Annotated in this window: 19 protein-coding genes; 3 read left to right on the top strand and 16 right to left on the bottom strand. The window is 39.2% G+C overall.

Annotated elements, in window-relative coordinates; genetic code table 11:
• The 12 genes from C8P64_RS14015 to C8P64_RS13960 all read right to left on the bottom strand — a co-directional run bounded on the left by C8P64_RS14015 (position 1) and on the right by C8P64_RS13960 (position 8,883).
• The gene (locus C8P64_RS14015; RefSeq protein WP_108172700.1) at positions 1–882 is read right to left on the bottom strand and encodes an aminotransferase class IV; all 882 of its coding nucleotides are present in this window, start codon (positions 880–882) and stop codon (positions 1–3) included.
• Complete coding sequence (locus C8P64_RS14010; RefSeq protein ID WP_108172699.1) at positions 883–1,167, bottom strand: hypothetical protein; 285 nt, start codon at positions 1,165–1,167, stop codon at positions 883–885.
• Positions 1,160–2,797, bottom strand: coding sequence for an amidase family protein (locus C8P64_RS14005; protein ID WP_108172698.1), 1,638 nt, complete (start codon positions 2,795–2,797; stop codon positions 1,160–1,162). Before C8P64_RS14005 ends, C8P64_RS14010 begins: the two co-directional genes overlap by 8 nt.
• 78 nt (positions 2,798–2,875) lie before the next feature.
• Entirely contained in the window at positions 2,876–3,829 is a 954-nt protein-coding gene (gene ftsY, locus C8P64_RS14000; protein ID WP_108172697.1) for a signal recognition particle-docking protein FtsY, read from the bottom strand.
• Between the two features lie 140 nt (positions 3,830–3,969).
• The gene (locus C8P64_RS13995) at positions 3,970–4,119 is read right to left on the bottom strand and encodes a DUF4295 domain-containing protein (RefSeq protein ID WP_084509775.1); all 150 of its coding nucleotides are present in this window, start codon (positions 4,117–4,119) and stop codon (positions 3,970–3,972) included.
• Positions 4,120–4,126: 7 nt separating this feature from the next.
• Complete coding sequence (rpmG, locus tag C8P64_RS13990; RefSeq protein WP_057480125.1) at positions 4,127–4,309, bottom strand: 50S ribosomal protein L33; 183 nt, start codon at positions 4,307–4,309, stop codon at positions 4,127–4,129.
• A gap of 29 nt (positions 4,310–4,338) precedes the next feature.
• Entirely contained in the window at positions 4,339–4,578 is a 240-nt protein-coding gene (gene rpmB / locus C8P64_RS13985) for a 50S ribosomal protein L28 (RefSeq protein ID WP_108172696.1), read from the bottom strand.
• 228 nt (positions 4,579–4,806) lie between these two features.
• A complete protein-coding gene (locus tag C8P64_RS13980; protein WP_108172695.1) occupies positions 4,807–6,066 on the bottom strand; it encodes a competence/damage-inducible protein A in 1,260 nt (419 codons plus the stop codon).
• The gene (locus C8P64_RS13975) at positions 6,063–6,404 is read right to left on the bottom strand and encodes an Hpt domain-containing protein (RefSeq protein WP_108172694.1); all 342 of its coding nucleotides are present in this window, start codon (positions 6,402–6,404) and stop codon (positions 6,063–6,065) included. Before C8P64_RS13975 ends, C8P64_RS13980 begins: the two co-directional genes overlap by 4 nt.
• Positions 6,405–6,411: 7 nt before the next feature.
• The gene (locus tag C8P64_RS13970; protein WP_108172963.1) at positions 6,412–7,026 is read right to left on the bottom strand and encodes a fumarylacetoacetate hydrolase family protein; all 615 of its coding nucleotides are present in this window, start codon (positions 7,024–7,026) and stop codon (positions 6,412–6,414) included.
• A 141-nt stretch (positions 7,027–7,167) separates the two neighbouring features.
• Positions 7,168–8,106: a carboxypeptidase-like regulatory domain-containing protein gene (locus tag C8P64_RS13965; RefSeq protein ID WP_108172693.1), complete on the bottom strand. Its 939-nt coding sequence runs from the start codon at positions 8,104–8,106 to the stop codon at positions 7,168–7,170.
• Positions 8,107–8,883 (bottom strand): 3'-5' exonuclease, encoded by a 777-nt coding sequence (locus tag C8P64_RS13960; protein WP_108172692.1) that lies wholly within the window; start codon positions 8,881–8,883, stop codon positions 8,107–8,109. It abuts the gene before it with no gap.
• A 178-nt stretch (positions 8,884–9,061) separates the two neighbouring features.
• Between C8P64_RS13960 and C8P64_RS13955 the strand changes: the two genes are divergently transcribed.
• Positions 9,062–9,481, top strand: coding sequence for a BLUF domain-containing protein (locus C8P64_RS13955; RefSeq protein ID WP_108172691.1), 420 nt, complete (start codon positions 9,062–9,064; stop codon positions 9,479–9,481).
• Between the two features lie 54 nt (positions 9,482–9,535).
• Here the strand turns inward: C8P64_RS13955 and C8P64_RS13950 are convergent, their stop codons facing one another.
• Complete coding sequence (locus C8P64_RS13950) at positions 9,536–10,861, bottom strand: dihydrolipoamide acetyltransferase family protein (protein WP_108172690.1); 1,326 nt, start codon at positions 10,859–10,861, stop codon at positions 9,536–9,538.
• Positions 10,862–11,077: 216 nt separating this feature from the next.
• Entirely contained in the window at positions 11,078–11,695 is a 618-nt protein-coding gene (gene recR, locus C8P64_RS13945) for a recombination mediator RecR (RefSeq protein ID WP_108172689.1), read from the bottom strand.
• A gap of 77 nt (positions 11,696–11,772) precedes the next feature.
• Between recR and C8P64_RS13940 the strand changes: the two genes are divergently transcribed.
• Complete coding sequence (locus C8P64_RS13940) at positions 11,773–13,218, top strand: sodium:solute symporter (protein ID WP_108172688.1); 1,446 nt, start codon at positions 11,773–11,775, stop codon at positions 13,216–13,218.
• Here the strand turns inward: C8P64_RS13940 and C8P64_RS13935 are convergent.
• Positions 13,189–13,551 (bottom strand): CoA-binding protein, encoded by a 363-nt coding sequence (locus C8P64_RS13935; protein ID WP_108172687.1) that lies wholly within the window; start codon positions 13,549–13,551, stop codon positions 13,189–13,191. The genes C8P64_RS13940 and C8P64_RS13935 overlap by 30 nt on opposite strands.
• Positions 13,552–13,850: 299 nt before the next feature.
• On the opposite strand from C8P64_RS13935, the gene C8P64_RS13930 reads away from it, so the two are divergent.
• Positions 13,851–16,214, top strand: coding sequence for a TonB-dependent receptor (locus tag C8P64_RS13930; protein ID WP_108172686.1), 2,364 nt, complete (start codon positions 13,851–13,853; stop codon positions 16,212–16,214).
• Positions 16,215–16,284: 70 nt separating this feature from the next.
• Here C8P64_RS13930 and C8P64_RS13925 read toward each other — a convergent pair whose 3' ends face one another.
• On the bottom strand, positions 16,285–17,910 hold the full coding sequence (locus C8P64_RS13925) for an ABC-F family ATP-binding cassette domain-containing protein (protein WP_108172685.1): 1,626 nt from the start codon (positions 17,908–17,910) through the stop codon (positions 16,285–16,287).
• Positions 17,911–18,038 lie beyond the last annotated feature (128 nt).

Below are 18,038 nucleotides of genomic sequence, written 5' to 3'. Positions count from 1 at the left end.
CTAAACCTGGAGATTTCTTGTTCTTTGAATGAATGCCTCCTGTATTTTTCGGGTGATCGGACCCGGTTCAGATGACTGAAAAAGAATATTATCCTGGAACTGGATCTCACTTATTGCCATAACTTGAGTCGTAGTCCCGGTTAAAAATACTTCATCTGCATAGGCAATTTCAGAAAAAGGAAATGCTTCTTCTCTTAATTCCAATCCCAAATTGCGGCATAGGTCCAGAACTATCTTACGGGTGATCCCAGATAATATCTGGTGACCTTCAGGGTGGGTATAAATGATTTCATCCTGAACGAAAAAAGCAGATGAATGCGAACCTTCAGTAATTATTCCTTCCTTAACCAGGAGTGTTTCATCTAATCCTAATTTATAGGATTTGTCATTCAACATGGTATTAGCCAGATAAGAAGTAGTTTTTATATCGCAGCGATGCCATCGGATATCTTCAGATATCAGGAGTTTCCAATGTTTATTTTCAAATCCGCGAAGGTTAACCGGGAAAGAATACAAAAGAAAGATAGGTTCAGACTTTTCCGGAAAGAAATGACTTCTTGGTGCTGCTCCCCTACTTACCTGCAAATATACCGCTGCATCATTACTGGCATAATCACTTCTTCTAACCGCATCCTCGATATAGGGAATGAGCATTTCAACATCAAAATCCAGAGAGATCTCCTTGAGGCAATATTTCAGGCGGGAAAGATGTTCTTCAAGTGCAAAGACTCTTCCTTCGTAAAACGGGATAACTTCATAGAGAGAATCCCCCAGCATAAATCCCCGATCGAAAACCGAAATTTTAGCTTCCTCAGGCTTTTGCCAGATTCTATTCAGGCAAACTTCCTTTGGATAGGTTTTCCCACTTACTTGAGGTAACATTTATTGAAAGTAATTATGTAATTGCAGCATCCATTCCCTTTCGTAATAACGCACGATACTAATAAGGATCGCACCAGCAATAACATAAGCCCAGTGGTAGGAGTTTCTTTTTACCATAAATCCGCCAACCACAGCGAAAACAAGATATGGCAGAGATAAAATAAGATTTGGGATCACCCAGGAACCCTGAAACATGGCTATTATCTTCATCACCACATAGAAGATACTATAGAAGAATATGATCTTGGAGATTAGAACGAGATATCTTTGGGAATTACTACTCATTATAATTTTCTGGTGTTTTTCTTCTTTTAGTGGTGTTTTCAAAAATATATGCGAATTGAAGCAATTGCTCTTCAGAGAAAGGTTTTCCAATAAAGGTCAATCCTTTAGGCCTGTTTTCAGCAGTATATCCCATAGGAACTGTTATAGCGGGATATTTCGCAACCGCGGCATAACCAGCGTGGTAATTATTAATCGATAGAACTGCATCCAGTTTATGTTCCTGCATAGGTTTTTCGAAGAACATGGTTCCATTATTTTTCAGGGTATCCTTGATGGCTGAAAATTCCTTTTCGCTAGCCGAATCGTTTACGATCCCAATAAAAAGAGCCTGCCCGTAAGGAGCGCGATTTAAAGAATCCTTTTCATTATAGGCTATAACGTCCTGAACATTTTTATAAGCAACATCTCCCCCATAATTCTTTAAATAAGCTGGGAGATCTTTTTTCATATCCAGGTTTAGCAATCTCAGAAAGTTTGGAAGATCTATTTCTTCAGCCTCGAATTCAACAATCTCAGCTCCGGAATTTTTAAGGTCATTTATCGCTCTAACATAAAGAGTGTCCTCCATTAAAGACTTTATGGCACCAAAGCGCTTACCCTTTAAAGTTCCCTTTCCGAGTTTTGCGTAATAGACCGCATTTTGTTTTCCTGCATTCGTTGAAGCAGGATCTGCCTTATCTACTCCTGTCATTGCATCCAGAAGAATCGCGTTATCTATAACAGATTTTGTGATGGGACCAGGAGTGTCTAAAGTACTGGAGATAGGCACAATTCCACCCCTACTTAAAACTCCGATAGTCGGTTTTAAACCTACCACAGAATTTGAACTTGAAGGAGAAAGAATAGAGCCTGAAGTTTCAGATCCAACAGCTACAGGAGTAAGGTTTGCGGCAACCGCTACCCCGCTTCCAGAGCTAGATCCACCGGTATCATGAATTTTTCTTCCGTAAGGATTCAGAGTCTGTCCTCCCATAGTTGAAAAACCATTAGGACATCCCTCGCAAAAGAAATTAGCCCATTCGCTAAGATTCGCTTTCCCTAGGATAAGAGCACCATTCTCCTTTAATCTCTCTGTGATAAAAGCATCTTTGGTCTTGTTATCCTTAAGCGCAACAGAACCTGCGGTTGTAGGCACTGCAGAGGTATTTATATTATCCTTTAAAAGTACCGGAATCCCGTAGATAGGATGTTGGTTTTCAGTTTTCCCTTTTTGCTCATCTTTTTCACGAGCTTCTTTAATTAGGTCGGGATTCAGTGAGATGACAGAATTTAGAGATAGTTCATTTTCCCTGTCGTATTCCTTGATCCTGGTAAGATAGAAAAGAGCTAGTTCTTCGTAAGTTAACTTATCACTGGCTATAGCCTCTTGAATTTCTGGAATGGATTTTTCAAAAACCAGGGCTTTTACCTCTTCATAAACTTCTGTAGAAAATTCTGAAAGATCTGCTTCAAATGGTTTCCAGAGACTATCGTTGTTGATCATCTTTGAATCCACCTGTTTAAACTTTATCTCTTCTACATTGGTTGTAGAATCTGACTGTACTTGTTCGGCTTCAGTAATATTCTCGTTCTTATCATTTTTACAACTAACAATAATAACCGCGCTAAGAAGAAATAATAGTCTTTTCATTCAGGAAAACTTTTATTGGAAATAATTGAAATCTTTCAATTGACGTTTGTCTTTCTTTTCAGACTGCCTATTAAAGGCTTATTTAAAGAAAGAGTCTACAAATTCGTACTTATTAAATACCTGTAGATCTTCAATGCCTTCACCAACGCCGATATATTTTACCGGGATCTGGAATTGATCACTGATACCAATCACCACACCACCTTTGGCAGTACCATCAAGTTTGGTAACGGCAAGGGATGTAACTTCGGTAGCTGCTGTAAACTGCTTAGCCTGCTCAAAAGCATTCTGGCCTGTAGAACCATCCAAAACCAGAAGAACCTCGTGTGGAGCATCTGGAATGGTTTTCTGCATTACCCTTTTTACCTTGGTAAGCTCCTTCATCAAGTTTACCTTATTATGAAGTCTTCCGGCGGTATCTATTAGAACCACATCGGCATCCATTTTCACCGCGCTTTGTACAGTATCGAAAGCAACAGAGGCAGGGTCACTACCCATTTTTTGTTTTATGATCGGCACATCTGTTCGGTCTGCCCAGATCTGAAGCTGATCTATTGCGGCAGCCCTAAAGGTATCTGCAGCTCCAAGAACCACTTTTTTACCTTTACTCTTAAATTGATGTGCTAGTTTACCTATGGTAGTGGTCTTCCCTACTCCGTTCACTCCAACCACCATGATCACATATGGTTTTTTCCCTTCTGGAATCTGAATATCGGAACCTTCACCTACATTAGTTTCAGAAAGCAAAGCTGCGATCTCTTCGCGAAGTATCTTATTTAATTCATCTGTCCCGAGGTATTTATCACGGGCAACTCTTTCTTCGATCCTGTTAATGATCTTGATCGTGGTAGCCACACCTACATCACTGCTTACAAGCACGTCTTCCAGGTCATCCAGCACCTCATCGTCCACCTTATTCTTACCGGCGACAGCCTTACTCATTTTATCAAAGAAACTGGCTTTAGACTTTTCCAGTCCCTTATCGAGGTTTTCCTTTTTCTCTTTAGAAAATATCTTTTTAAATAAACTCATTTTTTTCTGGCAGGTTTAAAACAAAAGAAGGTTAAAACCCTCTGTTATTGCGGCAATAAATATACATAAAAAGAAAAAGCCGTCCAGATTAAATCCAGGACGGCTTTTAAAGATTATTTAAAATCGTTTGTGAACGATCCTTACTTTTTCAAAAAGTCGTTTACGTCTTCCGGAGCCATGATTTGTTCTACAAATGTGTAGGCACCGGTTTTCTCAGATTTAACCATTTTTATCGCTTTGGTTAATCTTTTAGATCCTGTTTGAATAGATGCTACTGATTTCTTTGCCATGACTCAATTATTTTATTTCTTTATGAACCGTCATTTTCTTAAGAATAGGGTTGAATTTTTTCAACTCCATTCTATCCGGTGTATTCTTCTTATTTTTTGTAGTAATATATCTTGAAGTACCTGGTTGTCCAGTTGCTTTATGCTCTGTACATTCTAGAATTACCTGAACTCTGTTACCTTTCTTTGCCATTGTGAAATATTTTTAGGTGCTGCTTAGGATTATTTTTGAAGAAATCCTTTTGCTTTAGCTTCCTTAATTACGGCAGAAATGCCTTTTTTATTGATATCTTTTAATGCAGATGTACACACTTTAAGCGTTACCCATCTATCTTCTTCAGGAATAAAGAAACGTTTTTTAACTAGGTTGGCGTTAAATTTACGTTTAGTCTTATTCATGGCGTGAGAAACATTATTCCCAACCATAGCTCTTTTCCCGGTAAGTTCACAAACTCTTGACATTGCTCTATACTTTTCTCGTTATTTCAAAACAGGCTGCAAATTAACGATTTTTTTACCTAACAGGCAACTAATTCAAAAAAAATATTTTACGCTGAAAATAATTCTATTGAATAAACGTTAAGCTCTTGCCTTCGCGCTGTTCCGGGTGCAAAAATAATATTTTTAATACATACAAATCAAGGGAATGGACAGCGAATATTTCAGTTATTTTCAGTAGAGAACTGAAAATCAATTATCATCTCTAAGTTTGATGACGCTCTCCTGAAGCAATTCCATCGCTTTATTCAAAGATTTCCCAACCACTTTTTCACGGTGATTACCAAAATTGAATTGATGCGTATTAACACCATCTGGCGTGGCTATCCCAATGAAGACGGTACCCAGCTCGGCATCGCTATCTCCTTTGGTAGGACCGGCATTACCGGTAGTAGAAATCGCAAAATCTGTATGGAATTTTTCTTTAGCGCCCAGAGCCATGGCCTTAGCCACTTCTGCACTCACCACAGAATGCTTTTCTATCAATTCTTTGGAAACGCCAAGCAGTTCAATTTTTGATTCTGAAGAATAACAAACTACGCTTCCCTTAAAAGAAGCTGAAGAACCAGGTGCTTTAGTGAATTTTGAGGCCAGCCTTCCCCCGGTACAACTTTCAGCAGTAGAAAGGGTCCAATTCTTTTCAACCAGTAATTTACTTATGACCAGCTCCACAGGATCATCCCCCTCATATCCATAGATAATATCTCCAATGATTTCATGCAGCTTCATGATCTCCTTATCCACCGCATCTATCAGTTGCTCCTCATTATCTCCCCTCGCGGTTAATCTAAGTCTAACTCTACCCAGGTTAGGTAAATATGCCAGCTTGATATTTTTAGGGAGATCATCTTCCCAGGACTCGATCTTTTCTGCGATCGCACTTTCACCGAGGCCATAAGTGATCACCGTTTTATGCAAAATGACCGGCCTGGAATAGTTCTTTATCAATCTCGGAATGATCTCGCGTTCCATGAGCCCACGCATTTCATAAGGCACACCGGGCATGGAAACAAAAACCTTATTATTCTCTTCAAACCACATTCCCGGAGCAGTACCATATTCATTATGTAGCGCAGTCGCTTTGGAAGGCAATAATGCCTGGTCCCGGTTTAGATCTGAGATTGGAGTATCTATATATTTTGCGAAAAGATCTTCAACGTGTTTAAGCACCTTCTGGTTCCTGACAAGTTTATCATTGAAGAATTCACAGAGGCACTTTTTAGTGATATCATCTTTGGTAGGACCAAGCCCTCCTGTAATAATAACCACATCAACCCTCTCTGCCGCTTCCTTTAAGCTTTGCAGAATATGTTCACGCTCATCCTGGATAGAAGTTATCTGGTGAACGCTTACGCCTATCTTATTTAGTTCTTTGGAGATATATGCAGAATTGGTATCGATGATCTGACCGATAAGTATCTCATCCCCAATTGTGATTATCTCTGCTTTCATTCCAGGTTGAAATCACGTTTCAAGGCTATGGCAGCCACATCTACTTTCCTGGTAATGGCTTCAGCAGCCTGAGGCACTTCCTCTTTTCGCTGCCCCTTCTTAGACCATGCCTCTATGGTAAGGATCTGGTCCATTAGATTAAGACCGAAAAGCTGCAGATTTGGTTTCATCTTATGGGCATATTGATAAGCCAAAGATGGATTATCATTGCTAATTGCCTCATTCATCGCAGCCACATCTGGCGGAATTTCTTCAAGAAAGGTTTGCACCACTACCAGCATGAAATCCTCATCCCCGCCGGCCATCTCTTTAACTTCGTCTAGATTATAGCTACTCATTAAGTAATTATTTTACTCTGATTGAAAACATTTTATTGCCTTCCAGAAAGCCGGTCAAACGATCTTCGGGAGAGACTTTTCCAACTCCAGAGGGAGTTCCTGTAAATATGATATCCCCTATTTTTAAGGTGAAATACGTCGAAATATAAGCAATTAATTCATCAATTTTCCACAGCATAAGTGAGGTACTGGCTTCCTGTACCACCTCATCATTTTTCTGAAGGCTGAACTTAAGATCGTTCACATCATTCAAGTCTTTCTTATCCAGCCACTTATTGCTTACCACCGCGGCTCCGTCAAAAGCTTTTGCTTTTTCCCAGGGCAATCCTTTTTCCTTCAATTTTTGTTGCAGGTCTCTCGCGGTAAAGTCTATTCCCAGGCCAATTTCATCATAATACTTGTGAGCGAATTTCTCCTGGATATGCTTCCCGATCTTTTTGATCTTTACCAGCACTTCTACTTCATAATGCACATCATTAGAGAAATCTGGGATAAAAAAGGGTTGTTTCTTTAGAAGAATTGAAGTATCTGGCTTTTGGAAAAGCACCGGATCCTCTGGCTTCTCATTTTTTAGCTCTGCAATATGGTCTGTATAATTTCTGCCTACGCAAATGATCTTCATCTGAAACTGAATATAAAATTGAAAATTGAATTTCGGGTCCCAAGGCCCCATTGGGTTTCAAATATAGAAATTTAAAGGATTTTAAAGCACTAGAAAATCTGCTGATATAGCCAATTTTAGATACATTTTAGTTGAACTTCTTTAATCTGTAATCTTTACTCTAAAAGCCGGTAAAGGAATTTTAGAATCGAATGCTTCATGAGATAATTCTAGCTCAGAGATCTTCTGCCAACCTAAAGGACCGTAGAACCAGGCATCTTCAGCTTCGTCCATTAGCACACCCTTAAAAACAGGCGCATATTTAACAAGTTCAAAATCCTGAGCTACCAGGCTATCATTAATGTAGTAATTCCTGGCTTCGGTAAATTGATTTTCCTTGATAAATAAATGCTCTACACCAATAAAGATCCCATCTTCAGGAATACTGATCTTTTCTTTAAGCAGTTCCACATCTATACTGGACTCTCCTGGATCTCTTTCAACGATCAAGTTCTTTAATAGATCTTCACCGGGTTTTCCATTTTCATCCACATTATATATATGTAATCTGAATTTTGAAGATCGCTGCCACTGCTCGGTCGTCTTAAAGAAATACACCCGCACTTCCTCCAAATAACAGGATGCATCAAATTTATCAGGTTTAGGATAAAAAACAGCGATCTGCGAAGGATACAGGCCGGCATTGAGATTTCCAAAGCCTATGGTTCCATTCCTCCACCCTGGGCGATAAGTATAACTTTTATTTTTCAGGATTTGCTTCAGGAGAACCTCATCCAGGTCCTCTTTTTTAGGAATTAGTTTAACATCCCTCCCGGCAATATTTTCTATCCTAGCGATCTTCGAATGAAAACCTACATAACTCACTCTCACCTTTTCATTTCTGAGGCTATCGGGAATACTGAAGGCAAAATATCCTTCGGCATTAGAAGTAGTACCTATGGCATAATTCTGAAATAACAGATGCGCATAGGGCAAAGGTTCTGAATTTTCATCTACAACCCTACCCTTTATATTCGTGTTCTGAGCCTGTGAAAGCTGCAAACAGGATAGAATGAGTATGAGCTGAAGAAAGAACCTCAATTAGGAAAGTTTATTATTTAGTTTACGAAGTTTAATAGCGGTAAGCACTTTCTTGGTATATAATGGAAAGTCGGCATTTTGTATCCAGCCGAAATACCCTGGTTCATCTTCCAGAACCTGCTCCACATGTTTACCTTTATATTTCCCGAAAGCGAAGACCTCTTTTCCTTTTTTATCGAAACTGATGAAACCTGCAAAATCTGCGAATTTCTTACGGGAACTGAAACCGGCCAGCCACTTCATATCATTCTCCAGATCATCATATTTATCGAGCTGGGATTTTAAAACTTCATAAGTAGCCTCGGTATCTGCTTCGGCTCCATGTGCGCCTTCAAGTTCTTTTCCGCAGTAGAATTGGTAAGCTGCAGATAAAGTTCGTTGTTCCTTTTTATGAAAAATGGTCTGTACATCAACGGCCACTACGTTCTTCATCTCAAAATCTATTCCTGCTCTAAGCAATTCCTCTACAAGAAGTGGGATATCAAAACGGTTGGAATTATATCCTCCAAGATCACAGCCCTTTATTAGATCATGGATCTTAGTCGCCAGCTCCTTAAAAGTTGGTTCGTTAGCAACTTTTTCATTTGAAATACCGTGAATCGCAACAACCTCTGCAGGGATATCCCTCTCCGGGTTCACCAGCCAGGTATGACTTTCTTTATTTCCGTTAGGAAATACTTTAAGGATAGCGATCTCTACAATCCTGTCTTTAGAGATGTTTGTACCAGTAGTTTCAAGATCAAAAAAACAAATAGGCTTGCTAAGATTTAATTCCATTCTAATAATTTTATCAGAGCAAATATAGTATAATATGAACATGACCCCGAAACCTGTTTAAGCATTTTATTACCAGGGTAATTTTTGAAAAGCTTGAAGGAAATCAGGCAAACTAACCAAAAAATGGTCACAACAAAATCATTTTATATATTTAAGGAACTAAACAACTACTAAAGTCGTGTTGAAATACATTTCTTATATCAGCCAGCAATCCCATATTCTGAAAGATGCAGACCTAGAAACATTACTTTCGAACTGCCGTAAAAACAACACTGCGAATAATATTACCGGGATGCTGATTTCACACCTGGGACTTTTTATACAATATATTGAAGGAGATCCAGCGCAAATTGACCTTTTGTTCCAAAAGATCAAAAAGGATCCAAGACACCATACCGTGATCGAACTAAGTTCAGGATTGATCTCTGAAAGACAATTTTCTAAATGGTCCATGGCCTTTAAAAAGGTAAATGAGAAACAGGCTGAAGAAATCCTGGGTTATGAAGTATTGGAGCAAAAAAAGGTTTTTGCTGAAGAGCATGAAAAGGAAAATCATTATGCCCTGGAACTGCTCAATTCCTTCGTAAATAATCTTTAACAAAAAAAAGCTGTGACATAAATCACAGCTTTTTTCTATTTTATTCCGGAGAAATTATATCTCTCTGTCCTTATCGAAACCTTCCAGATACTGCGCCACTCGCTGAACAAATTGTCCACCAAGAGCTCCGTTCACCACTCTGTGGTCGTAACTATGAGAAAGGATCATTTTATAACGTATGCCAATAAAATCACCTTCAGGTGTTTCTATAACTGCAGGCATTTTTCTAATTGCACCCAACGCCAGGATACCAACCTGCGGCTGATTGATAATTGGTGTTCCCATGATACTTCCAAAAGTACCCACGTTGGTCACGGTATAAGTACCACCCTGGATCTCATCTGGCTTCAGTTTATTTTGTCTTGCACGATTCGCCAGGTCGTTTACCGCCTTGGCCATACCCACAAGATTAAGTCTGTCTGCATTCTTAATTACCGGAACGATAAGGTTACCGTCAGGTAATGCTGCAGCCATTCCTAAATTAATGTTCTTCTTCTTGATCACTTTCGTAGCATCCTCGTTCACCGAAATGTTGATCATCGGGAAATCACGTATCGCTTTAGCGACAGCTTCCATAAAGATTGGAGTAAAGGTTAATTTCTCACCTTCTTTCTTCTGGAATTCCGCCTTATGTTTATTTCTCCAGTTCCAAATATTGGTAACATCTACTTCTATAAAGGACTGTACGTGCGCAGATTTCTGAACACTCTCCACCATGTGATGAGCGATCATTTTACCCATACGCGTCATCTCCACGATTTCATCTTCCCCACTCACAACAGGCTCTGGCTGCTTAGAAACTCCGGCCGCCATACCTTTTGTCTCAGTAGATTTACTTTTAGCTTCTGAAGCTTTTTTAGATTGCTTACCACGGTTCTCCACATAGTCCAGAATATCGTTCTTGGTAACTCTACCTTCCTTACCAGTTCCTTCTATACTTTCAAGCTCTTCTAAAGAGATATTTTCTTCTTTGGCGATATTTTTTACGAGAGGAGAATAAAATCTTGAAGAATCTGAAAAATCTTCAGTTGAACCTCCTGTAGCCGTTGATTTTGCAGTCTCTACCGTTTCAGCAACCTCAGCTGCTTCTTCCGGTTCATTATCTTCCTCTCCTTCTACTGAAGAATCTTCAACTTCACCATCGGTTTCTATAATAGCGATGGTTTGTCCCACCTTAACCACATCATCGGCCTCAAAAAGTTTTTCAACCAGCTTACCATCTACCTCACTCGGAACCTCACTATCAACTTTATCTGTAGCTATCTCCAGCACAGGCTCATCCATTTCTATTGTATCTCCAACCTCTTTAAGCCAGCTTGTTATCGTTGCTTCTGCAACACTTTCACCCATTTTGGGTAATTTTAATTCAAATTTTGCCATATCGTTAAATCAGATGCGATTTTAGTTGTTTGAGTTGCGAATTTAATCAAAATACCACTTATTAAATATTAAAAAATCAATAAAATTAGATTTCACTGAATTTCTTCTAGTAGCATTAAGGATTCAAATTCCCGCTAAAATTACGATTTCAGCTACGGAATTGAAAAAGTTTCGGGAGATTTTAAAAAATTATATCGTGGAAAGACTCTAACCAGATCAACCCTTCATAGAATTTTCAAATGGAATCCTGTTGGTAATACTTCGGCCTAAAGTAACCTCATCTGCATACTCAAGTTCATCCCCAACCGAAATTCCGCGGGCGATAGTTGAAGTTTTCACGCCGGTACCTTCAAGCTGCTTAAAAATATAGAAATTCGTGGTATCCCCTTCCAGGGTGCTGCTCAAGGCAAAAATGATCTCTTCAATCTTTCCTGAAGTCACCTTTTCGACCAGAGGTTTGATAGTCAATTGCGAAGGACCAATCCCGTCCATAGGGCTAATCTTACCACCAAGAACATGATAATGTCCTCTGTACTGACCGGTATTTTCTATAGCCATCACATCCCTGATATCCTCTACCACGCAAACGATCTCTGAAACCCTGGATGGATTCGCACAGATCTCGCAAAGCTCTGTATCACTAATATTAAAGCAATTCTTGCAGAGTTTAATATTCGATCGAAGATTCTGAAGAGCCTTGGCCAATTGTTCAGTTTGTTCTTCTGGTTGTTTCAAAAGATGCAAAACGAGCCTTAGAGCGGTTCGCTTTCCAATTCCCGGCAATTGTGACATTTCATCTACTGCCTGCTCCAGTAATTTTGAAGAAAAATCCATATGCGAATTTATGATTTTTTTGATGGATGAAATTACTTAAAGCTTAATTTGTAAATTGCTCCGCAGAATTACTACTTATGCAACCATACCAGGTCCTCATTCTAGTTGCTGCTTATTTCGCAGTTCTAATCCTTATATCTTATTTTACCGGTCGCGGTGGCAGCAATGCCGAATTTTTTAAAGCGAATAAACAGGCTCCATGGTACCTGGTGGCTTTTGGGATGATTGGAGCTTCCTTAAGCGGAATCACTTTTATCTCCATACCAGGAACGGTGGAATCTGATTCATTCAGTTATTTCCAGGTGGTACTTGGTTACACCGCAGGTTATGCCGTCATCGGCCAGGTTTTGCTTCCTCTATACTATAAGATGAACCTTACTTCTATTTACACCTATCTTGAAAGCAGGTTCGGAAATTCTTCTTATAAAACAGGTGCTTCTTTTTTCCTGTTATCACGAGTTGTTGGAGCAAGTTTCAGATTATTCCTGGTAGCAAACGTGCTTCAGCTAATTGTATTTGACGCCATGGGAGTACCCTATTATGTAACGGTTTCTATCACAATTCTTCTAATCTGGCTGTATACTTTTAAAAGCGGAATTAAGACCATTATCTGGACAGATACCCTGCAGACATTCTTTATGTTACTGGCCCTAGGGATCACTATTTATTTTATATCCAACGATCTAGGATTTTCACTTAATAACCTCATGGGTTACCTGGCTGAAAGCGAGCACTCAAAAATGTTCTTTTTTGATGACTGGAAAAGCAAAGATCACTTTGTAAAACAATTCCTTTCGGGTGCATTCATCGCCATTGTTATGACCGGGCTGGATCAGGATATGATGCAGAAGAACCTTACCTGCCGTACTTTAAAAGATGCCCAGAAGAACATGTTCTGGTTTACCATAGTGCTCGTATTTGTAAACTTCCTGTTTCTTACCCTGGGAGTTTTGCTTACAGATTATGCTGAGATTAATGGAATCACTGAAGTTAGAGATGATCTCTTCCCGGCGATAGCCACCAGTGGAGACCTGGGACTGGGAGTCGCCATTTTCTTTATTCTTGGGCTTATTGCCGCGGCCTACTCCAGCGCAGACAGTGCTCTTACTTCATTGACCACTTCATTCAGCATAGATATCCTGGATATAGAAAAAAGATATGATGAAAAGAAACAGGTTAGGATAAGAAAGCAAATTCACGTTGCTATTTCGGTATTATTGATCCTGGTGATGCTGGCTTTTAAATACGCCATTGCAGATAAAAGTGTGATCAACAAATTATTCCAGTTCGCGGGTTATACCTACGGCCCACTACTTGGTCTATATGCTTTCGGATTATTTACAAAGTGGAAGATCAAGGATAAACTGGTACCGGTTATCGCTATTGCCGCACCGGTATTATCTTATATCATTAGCATTAACAGCCTTAAATGGTTCGGGTTCGAATTTGGATTTTTCATCCTTATCCTCAACGGACTCCTAACCTTCCTGGGATTAATACTGGTGAGAAGAAAGCATCACTAAGGTACAGGCATTTTCATAGTCTATTCCATTTTCCCGAAGAAGATCATAAAGTTCAGGATTTTCGGTGCCGGGATTAAAGATCACCCTATCTGGCTGAAGGGATATTATATAATCATAATATTCTTTCTGACGTTTTGCATTTAGGTAAAGAGTTACCGTATCTACATCTTCATAAGGATATTTTTCTGTCTTTATCTCTACTCCTTCTACTTTACCTTCGCGCAAACCAACAGCTACAGTTGGCTGGTCATGTTTTACCAGCCTGTTAATAGCAAGATTGGAATAACGGGCAGGATTGAGAGAAGCTCCTAAAACGAGGGTTTTTTTCTTCATATTCCAAAGTTAATCAAAAATTGGTGTAACAATTATTATTCAGAATAGTCTTTAGAATGAGGTCCGGGCCTTGCGGGATCATCTTATTAATTTTGATGGTTAGTGTTAAGAAGGATGATCTTGCTAAAACCTGCATTTCTTAAAAGAGATGCAGGTTCTTTTTTTAAAAAATCTTGTAACAAACTATTTCGGCATTCGTCTTTATAGTACAAGGTCATTAAAATACGGGGTATTGTGACCATCTATTATGCAATACCAAGTAACTTGTATAACAATAATCATCAAAAATCAATCAAAAAATGAGACAGTTATTTTTTAGCTTTTTATTTCTTTTTACCACAACCATCAGTATGGCATCTACAGATCCAACCGGGAAAATTTCAGGATCTGTAATAGATGAAGAATTAAATGAACCTATCCCCTTTGCTACTATAATTATTAATGACATGGATGGAAATCTTGTGACTGGGATCACTTCTAGTGGCGATGGTACCTTCCAGATCGAAGACATTAAGGCTGGAGATTATGTCTTCAAAATTCAGTTTATAGGCTACAAAACCTACCAGAGAGAAATACATATAGACCGCAACAATACCAAAATTGAAATAGGAACCATAAAATTAGCGCCAGATATCGCCATGCTAGATGAAACGGTTGTTATCGCTGAAAGAACAACCATAGAGCAACGCGTAGACCGCAAGGTTATCAATGTGGGTAAAGATCTTATGACCACGGGAGCCAGCGCTTCTGAGATCATGAATAATATTCCTTCTGTAAATGTAGACCAGGATGGAAATATTGCCCTTCGCGGAAACTCTAATGTCAGGATCCTGGTGGATGGAAAACCAACCAATATGGATCCGGCCCAGCTTCTAAAGCAAATCCCTTCAACTTCTATTAAAAGCATAGAATTGATCACGAATCCATCTGCGAAATACAATCCGGAAGGAATGAGCGGGATCATAAATATCGTTTTGCATAAAAATGCGAATAAAGGTTTTAACGGGAATCTTTCCACAGGACTTACCGTGGGTGAGAACACAAGGTTTAACGGGACGCTGGATATGAACTACAGAACAGGAAAACTGAATTTCTATACTAATCTAGGTACCGATTTTGGTCCCAGAGAAAACGGTGGAACTATTTTTCTTCCTGAGCAGAACATTGAACAAACCTTTAAGGTCGATAACGAAAGAGAATCTTACCTATACAAAGTTGGTGTAGACTACTACTTAAATGACAAGAATACCCTGTCTTTTTATACCAACCAGAGTTTATATGACGGTGGGCCAGATGGATTTATTGCGGTAAGAGACCTAAGCGATGCTAGCATGAATATCACTCAGCTTCTAAACATGAACATGGATAACAGAAATTCATCTTATAACTTACTTTTTGACCATGATTTTGAAAAGGACGGTCATGATATCCAGTTCGAGTTAGATTTCAATGACTTTGCTGAAGAGGAAAATACCTTAATAGATTTCGAAGAAACGAATCAAGGTCTGGTACCTTATAGAGACTTTGTAGAACAAAGTCGAGAAAATTTCACCGGAAACATCGATTACGTGAATCCGTTAAGCGAGGTTTCAAAACTGGAAATGGGAGCCGAAGTAAGGCTTTTAGACACAAATGATGATTACCAGACCACAAACCCTCTTTTCAATAATAGCGAATACCAGTACAAAAGAGATATTTATAGTTTCTATACCACCTTCGGGCAGAATTTTGAAAAATGGTCCTATCAATTGGGAGCAAGACTTGAAAGCTTTAATGCAGACGCAACCTTTAATGGAGAACTGGTCTTCGAAGACGATTATTTCACAGTGTATCCTTCAGGATTTGTAAGCTACACTCCGGGTGAAAAGAATTCATATCAGTTAAGCTTTAGTCGAAGAGTGGACAGACCAGGCTTTGGGCAGGTAAACCCAATACGTGAAGTAGCCTCCCCAAGATTGACCGTTGCTGGAAATCCAGAGTTATTGCCGCAATTCACGAATTCTATTGAGTTTAATTATACTCGTAAACTTGGAAAAAAAGGAAGTTTAACCAGTGGAGTTTTCTACCGAAGAACTGTAGATGAGATCAACCAGGTCTTCGACAACCAGGAAGGAGATCCGGGATCTATATTCTTGACTTTTGACAACTTTGATTCTAATGACTCTTATGGAGCTGAATTTTCTGCCAATTATAAATTCACCGACTGGTGGAGCACTAACACCGGATTGGAACTATATGGGCAGACGCTTAAGGGAGTTGCGGGAAGTGAATTCATAGAAATAGACAACAAAGCTTTCACCTTCAGAACCAATCATAATTTCAAAGCGACTGAATCTCTTACCTTTTCACTTTTCGGATTTTACCGAAGTAAAAGTCAGGACCTTCAGTTAGACGTAAAATCTTTCTACTTCATGAACCTGGGAGCGAGATATTCCTTCCTTGAGGATAATAAGGCCACCTTAAGCCTGAATTTCAATGATGTTTTCGACACTCAGGAATTCAGGGTTACAGATGGACGCCCATTTGAACAAAGAGGAAGATTCAAAGGAGAAACCCAAACCGTTTACCTTGGTTTCTCATATAGGTTTGGAGGTGGAAAGAACAAAGCCTTAAAACGTAAAAGTCGTGAAAACGACGATGACGGAGGAGGCGGAGTATTCTAGTTGTAATTTATTTTAGCCAAAAAAAGCCCCTGCAAATTGCAGGGGCTTTTTTATATTCTATGAATTAAGATTATGCTTCTACAGCATACATTTTTTCTCTTTGCTCCTTAATACTTTTATCGCTCATATACTCATCAAAGCTCAGGTAACGATCTATAACTCCACCAGGAGTAAGCTCGATCACACGATTCGCTACAGTTTGTGCAAATTCATGGTCATGAGTTGTGAATAGAACAGTTCCCTTGAAATTCTTTAAAGAGTTGTTGAATGCGGTAATAGATTCAAGATCCAGGTGATTCGTTGGTTCATCCAGCATAAGAACATTCGCTCTAATCATCATCATTCTACTCAACATACAACGAACTTTCTCTCCTCCAGATAACACTCTACAGGTTTTTAAAGCCTCTTCCCCACTGAATAACATTTTACCAAGGAACCCACGGATATAAACTTCTTCTCTTTCTTCTTCAGAAGTTGCCCACTGGCGCAACCAGTCTACCAAAGTAAGATCGTTATCAAAGAAATCTGAGTTATCTGCAGGTAAATAAGATTGTGAAGTGGTTACACCCCATTGATATTTTCCATTTACAGGCTCCTGTTTCCCGTTGATGATCTCGTAAAACGCAGAAGTTGCTCTGGAATCCTTTGAGAAAACAACAACTTTATCTCCTTTGGCAAGGTTAATATCTACATTCTTAAAAAGAGTTTCACCTTCTATACTTGCTTCCAGTTTTTCAACATTCAGGATCTGGTCTCCGGCTTCACGTTCTCTTTCAAAAATTATCGCTGGATACCTTCTGCTGGAAGGCTTAATTTCATTGATGTTTAGCTTATCGATCATCTTCTTTCTGGACGTAGCCTGTTTACTCTTAGCCACGTTCGCACTAAATCTCTGAATGAATTCCTGAAGTTCTTTCTTCTTCTCTTCTGCTTTCTTATTCTGTTGTGCTCTTTGTCTTGCCGCTAATTGTGAAGATTCATACCAGAAAGTATAGTTACCACTAAAGTGATTGATCTTTCCAAAATCTATATCAGAAATATGCGTACAAACAGCATCAAGGAAGTGACGGTCGTGAGATACCACGATCACAGTATTATCATAATTAGCCAGGAAATTCTCTAACCAGGTGATGGTTTCGTAATCCAAATCGTTAGTAGGCTCATCCATGATCAAAACGTCAGGATTTCCGAATAACGCCTGTGCTAAAAGTACACGTACCTTTTGCTGACCATCAAGATCTTTCATCTGAGAGTAATGCAATTCAGTCTTTATCCCTAGGTTTGAAAGCATCGAAGCTGCGTTGCTTTCTGCGTTCCAACCATCCATCTCTTCAAATGCTACCTGAAGCTCACCGATCTTGTCTGCATTCTCATCTGAATAATCAGCATATAGAGCATCCATTTCAGTTTTAACCTTGAATAGAGGCTTATTACCCCTCATTACCGTTTCCAAAACAGGATAGTCATCATAAAGGTTGTGATCCTGCTCCAGAACAGACATTCTCTTACCAGGCTCTAAATGAACATGACCAGAGGTAGGTTCAGATTTCCCAGAAAGGATCTTTAAAAAGGTAGATTTTCCGGCACCGTTGGCACCGATGATTCCATAGCAGTTTCCCTGCGTAAAGGTTGTATTCACCTCATCGAACAAAACACGTTTTCCAAACTGTACAGAAAGGTTTGATACTGAAAGCATAAACAGATAAAATTAATTTTTTGCAAAAGTAGTTATTATCGTGTTTACTAAGAAAGATTAACGTTTTAAATATTTGTTTTAACTCACACTTAACATTGCTGGTTTGCACCACCCTCTATATTTGTTAA

Origin of the sequence: Christiangramia gaetbulicola (assembly GCF_003054225.1) — a bacterium.
In the GTDB taxonomy this organism is placed as follows: domain Bacteria; phylum Bacteroidota; class Bacteroidia; order Flavobacteriales; family Flavobacteriaceae; genus Christiangramia; species Christiangramia gaetbulicola.
Note: the sequence above shows the minus strand (reverse complement) of the source record. Positions and strands in the feature narration are given on the sequence as shown.

What these genes read in the sequence shown, in the direction of transcription:
- C8P64_RS13995 (WP_084509775.1), bottom strand. Translation starts at nt 4,119, where the DNA reads ATGGCAAAGAAATCAGTAGCATCTATTCAAACAGGATCTAAAAGATTA.
- C8P64_RS13975 (WP_108172694.1), bottom strand. Translation starts at nt 6,404, where the DNA reads ATGAGTAGCTATAATCTAGACGAAGTTAAAGAGATGGCCGGCGGGGAT.
- C8P64_RS13960 (WP_108172692.1), bottom strand. Translation starts at nt 8,883, where the DNA reads ATGGAATTAAATCTTAGCAAGCCTATTTGTTTTTTTGATCTTGAAACT.
- C8P64_RS13970 (WP_108172963.1), bottom strand. Translation starts at nt 7,026, where the DNA reads ATGAAGATCATTTGCGTAGGCAGAAATTATACAGACCATATTGCAGAG.
- C8P64_RS13930 (WP_108172686.1), top strand. Translation starts at nt 13,851, where the DNA reads ATGAGACAGTTATTTTTTAGCTTTTTATTTCTTTTTACCACAACCATC.
- C8P64_RS13940 (WP_108172688.1), top strand. Translation starts at nt 11,773, where the DNA reads ATGCAACCATACCAGGTCCTCATTCTAGTTGCTGCTTATTTCGCAGTT.
- C8P64_RS14015 (WP_108172700.1), bottom strand. Translation starts at nt 882, where the DNA reads ATGTTACCTCAAGTAAGTGGGAAAACCTATCCAAAGGAAGTTTGCCTG.
- C8P64_RS14010 (WP_108172699.1), bottom strand. Translation starts at nt 1,167, where the DNA reads ATGAGTAGTAATTCCCAAAGATATCTCGTTCTAATCTCCAAGATCATA.
- C8P64_RS13980 (WP_108172695.1), bottom strand. Translation starts at nt 6,066, where the DNA reads ATGAAAGCAGAGATAATCACAATTGGGGATGAGATACTTATCGGTCAG.
- rpmB (WP_108172696.1), bottom strand. Translation starts at nt 4,578, where the DNA reads ATGTCAAGAGTTTGTGAACTTACCGGGAAAAGAGCTATGGTTGGGAAT.
- C8P64_RS14005 (WP_108172698.1), bottom strand. Translation starts at nt 2,797, where the DNA reads ATGAAAAGACTATTATTTCTTCTTAGCGCGGTTATTATTGTTAGTTGT.
- ftsY (WP_108172697.1), bottom strand. Translation starts at nt 3,829, where the DNA reads ATGAGTTTATTTAAAAAGATATTTTCTAAAGAGAAAAAGGAAAACCTC.
- C8P64_RS13935 (WP_108172687.1), bottom strand. Translation starts at nt 13,551, where the DNA reads ATGAAGAAAAAAACCCTCGTTTTAGGAGCTTCTCTCAATCCTGCCCGT.
- recR (WP_108172689.1), bottom strand. Translation starts at nt 11,695, where the DNA reads ATGGATTTTTCTTCAAAATTACTGGAGCAGGCAGTAGATGAAATGTCA.
- rpmG (WP_057480125.1), bottom strand. Translation starts at nt 4,309, where the DNA reads ATGGCAAAGAAAGGTAACAGAGTTCAGGTAATTCTAGAATGTACAGAG.
- C8P64_RS13950 (WP_108172690.1), bottom strand. Translation starts at nt 10,861, where the DNA reads ATGGCAAAATTTGAATTAAAATTACCCAAAATGGGTGAAAGTGTTGCA.
- C8P64_RS13925 (WP_108172685.1), bottom strand. Translation starts at nt 17,910, where the DNA reads ATGCTTTCAGTATCAAACCTTTCTGTACAGTTTGGAAAACGTGTTTTG.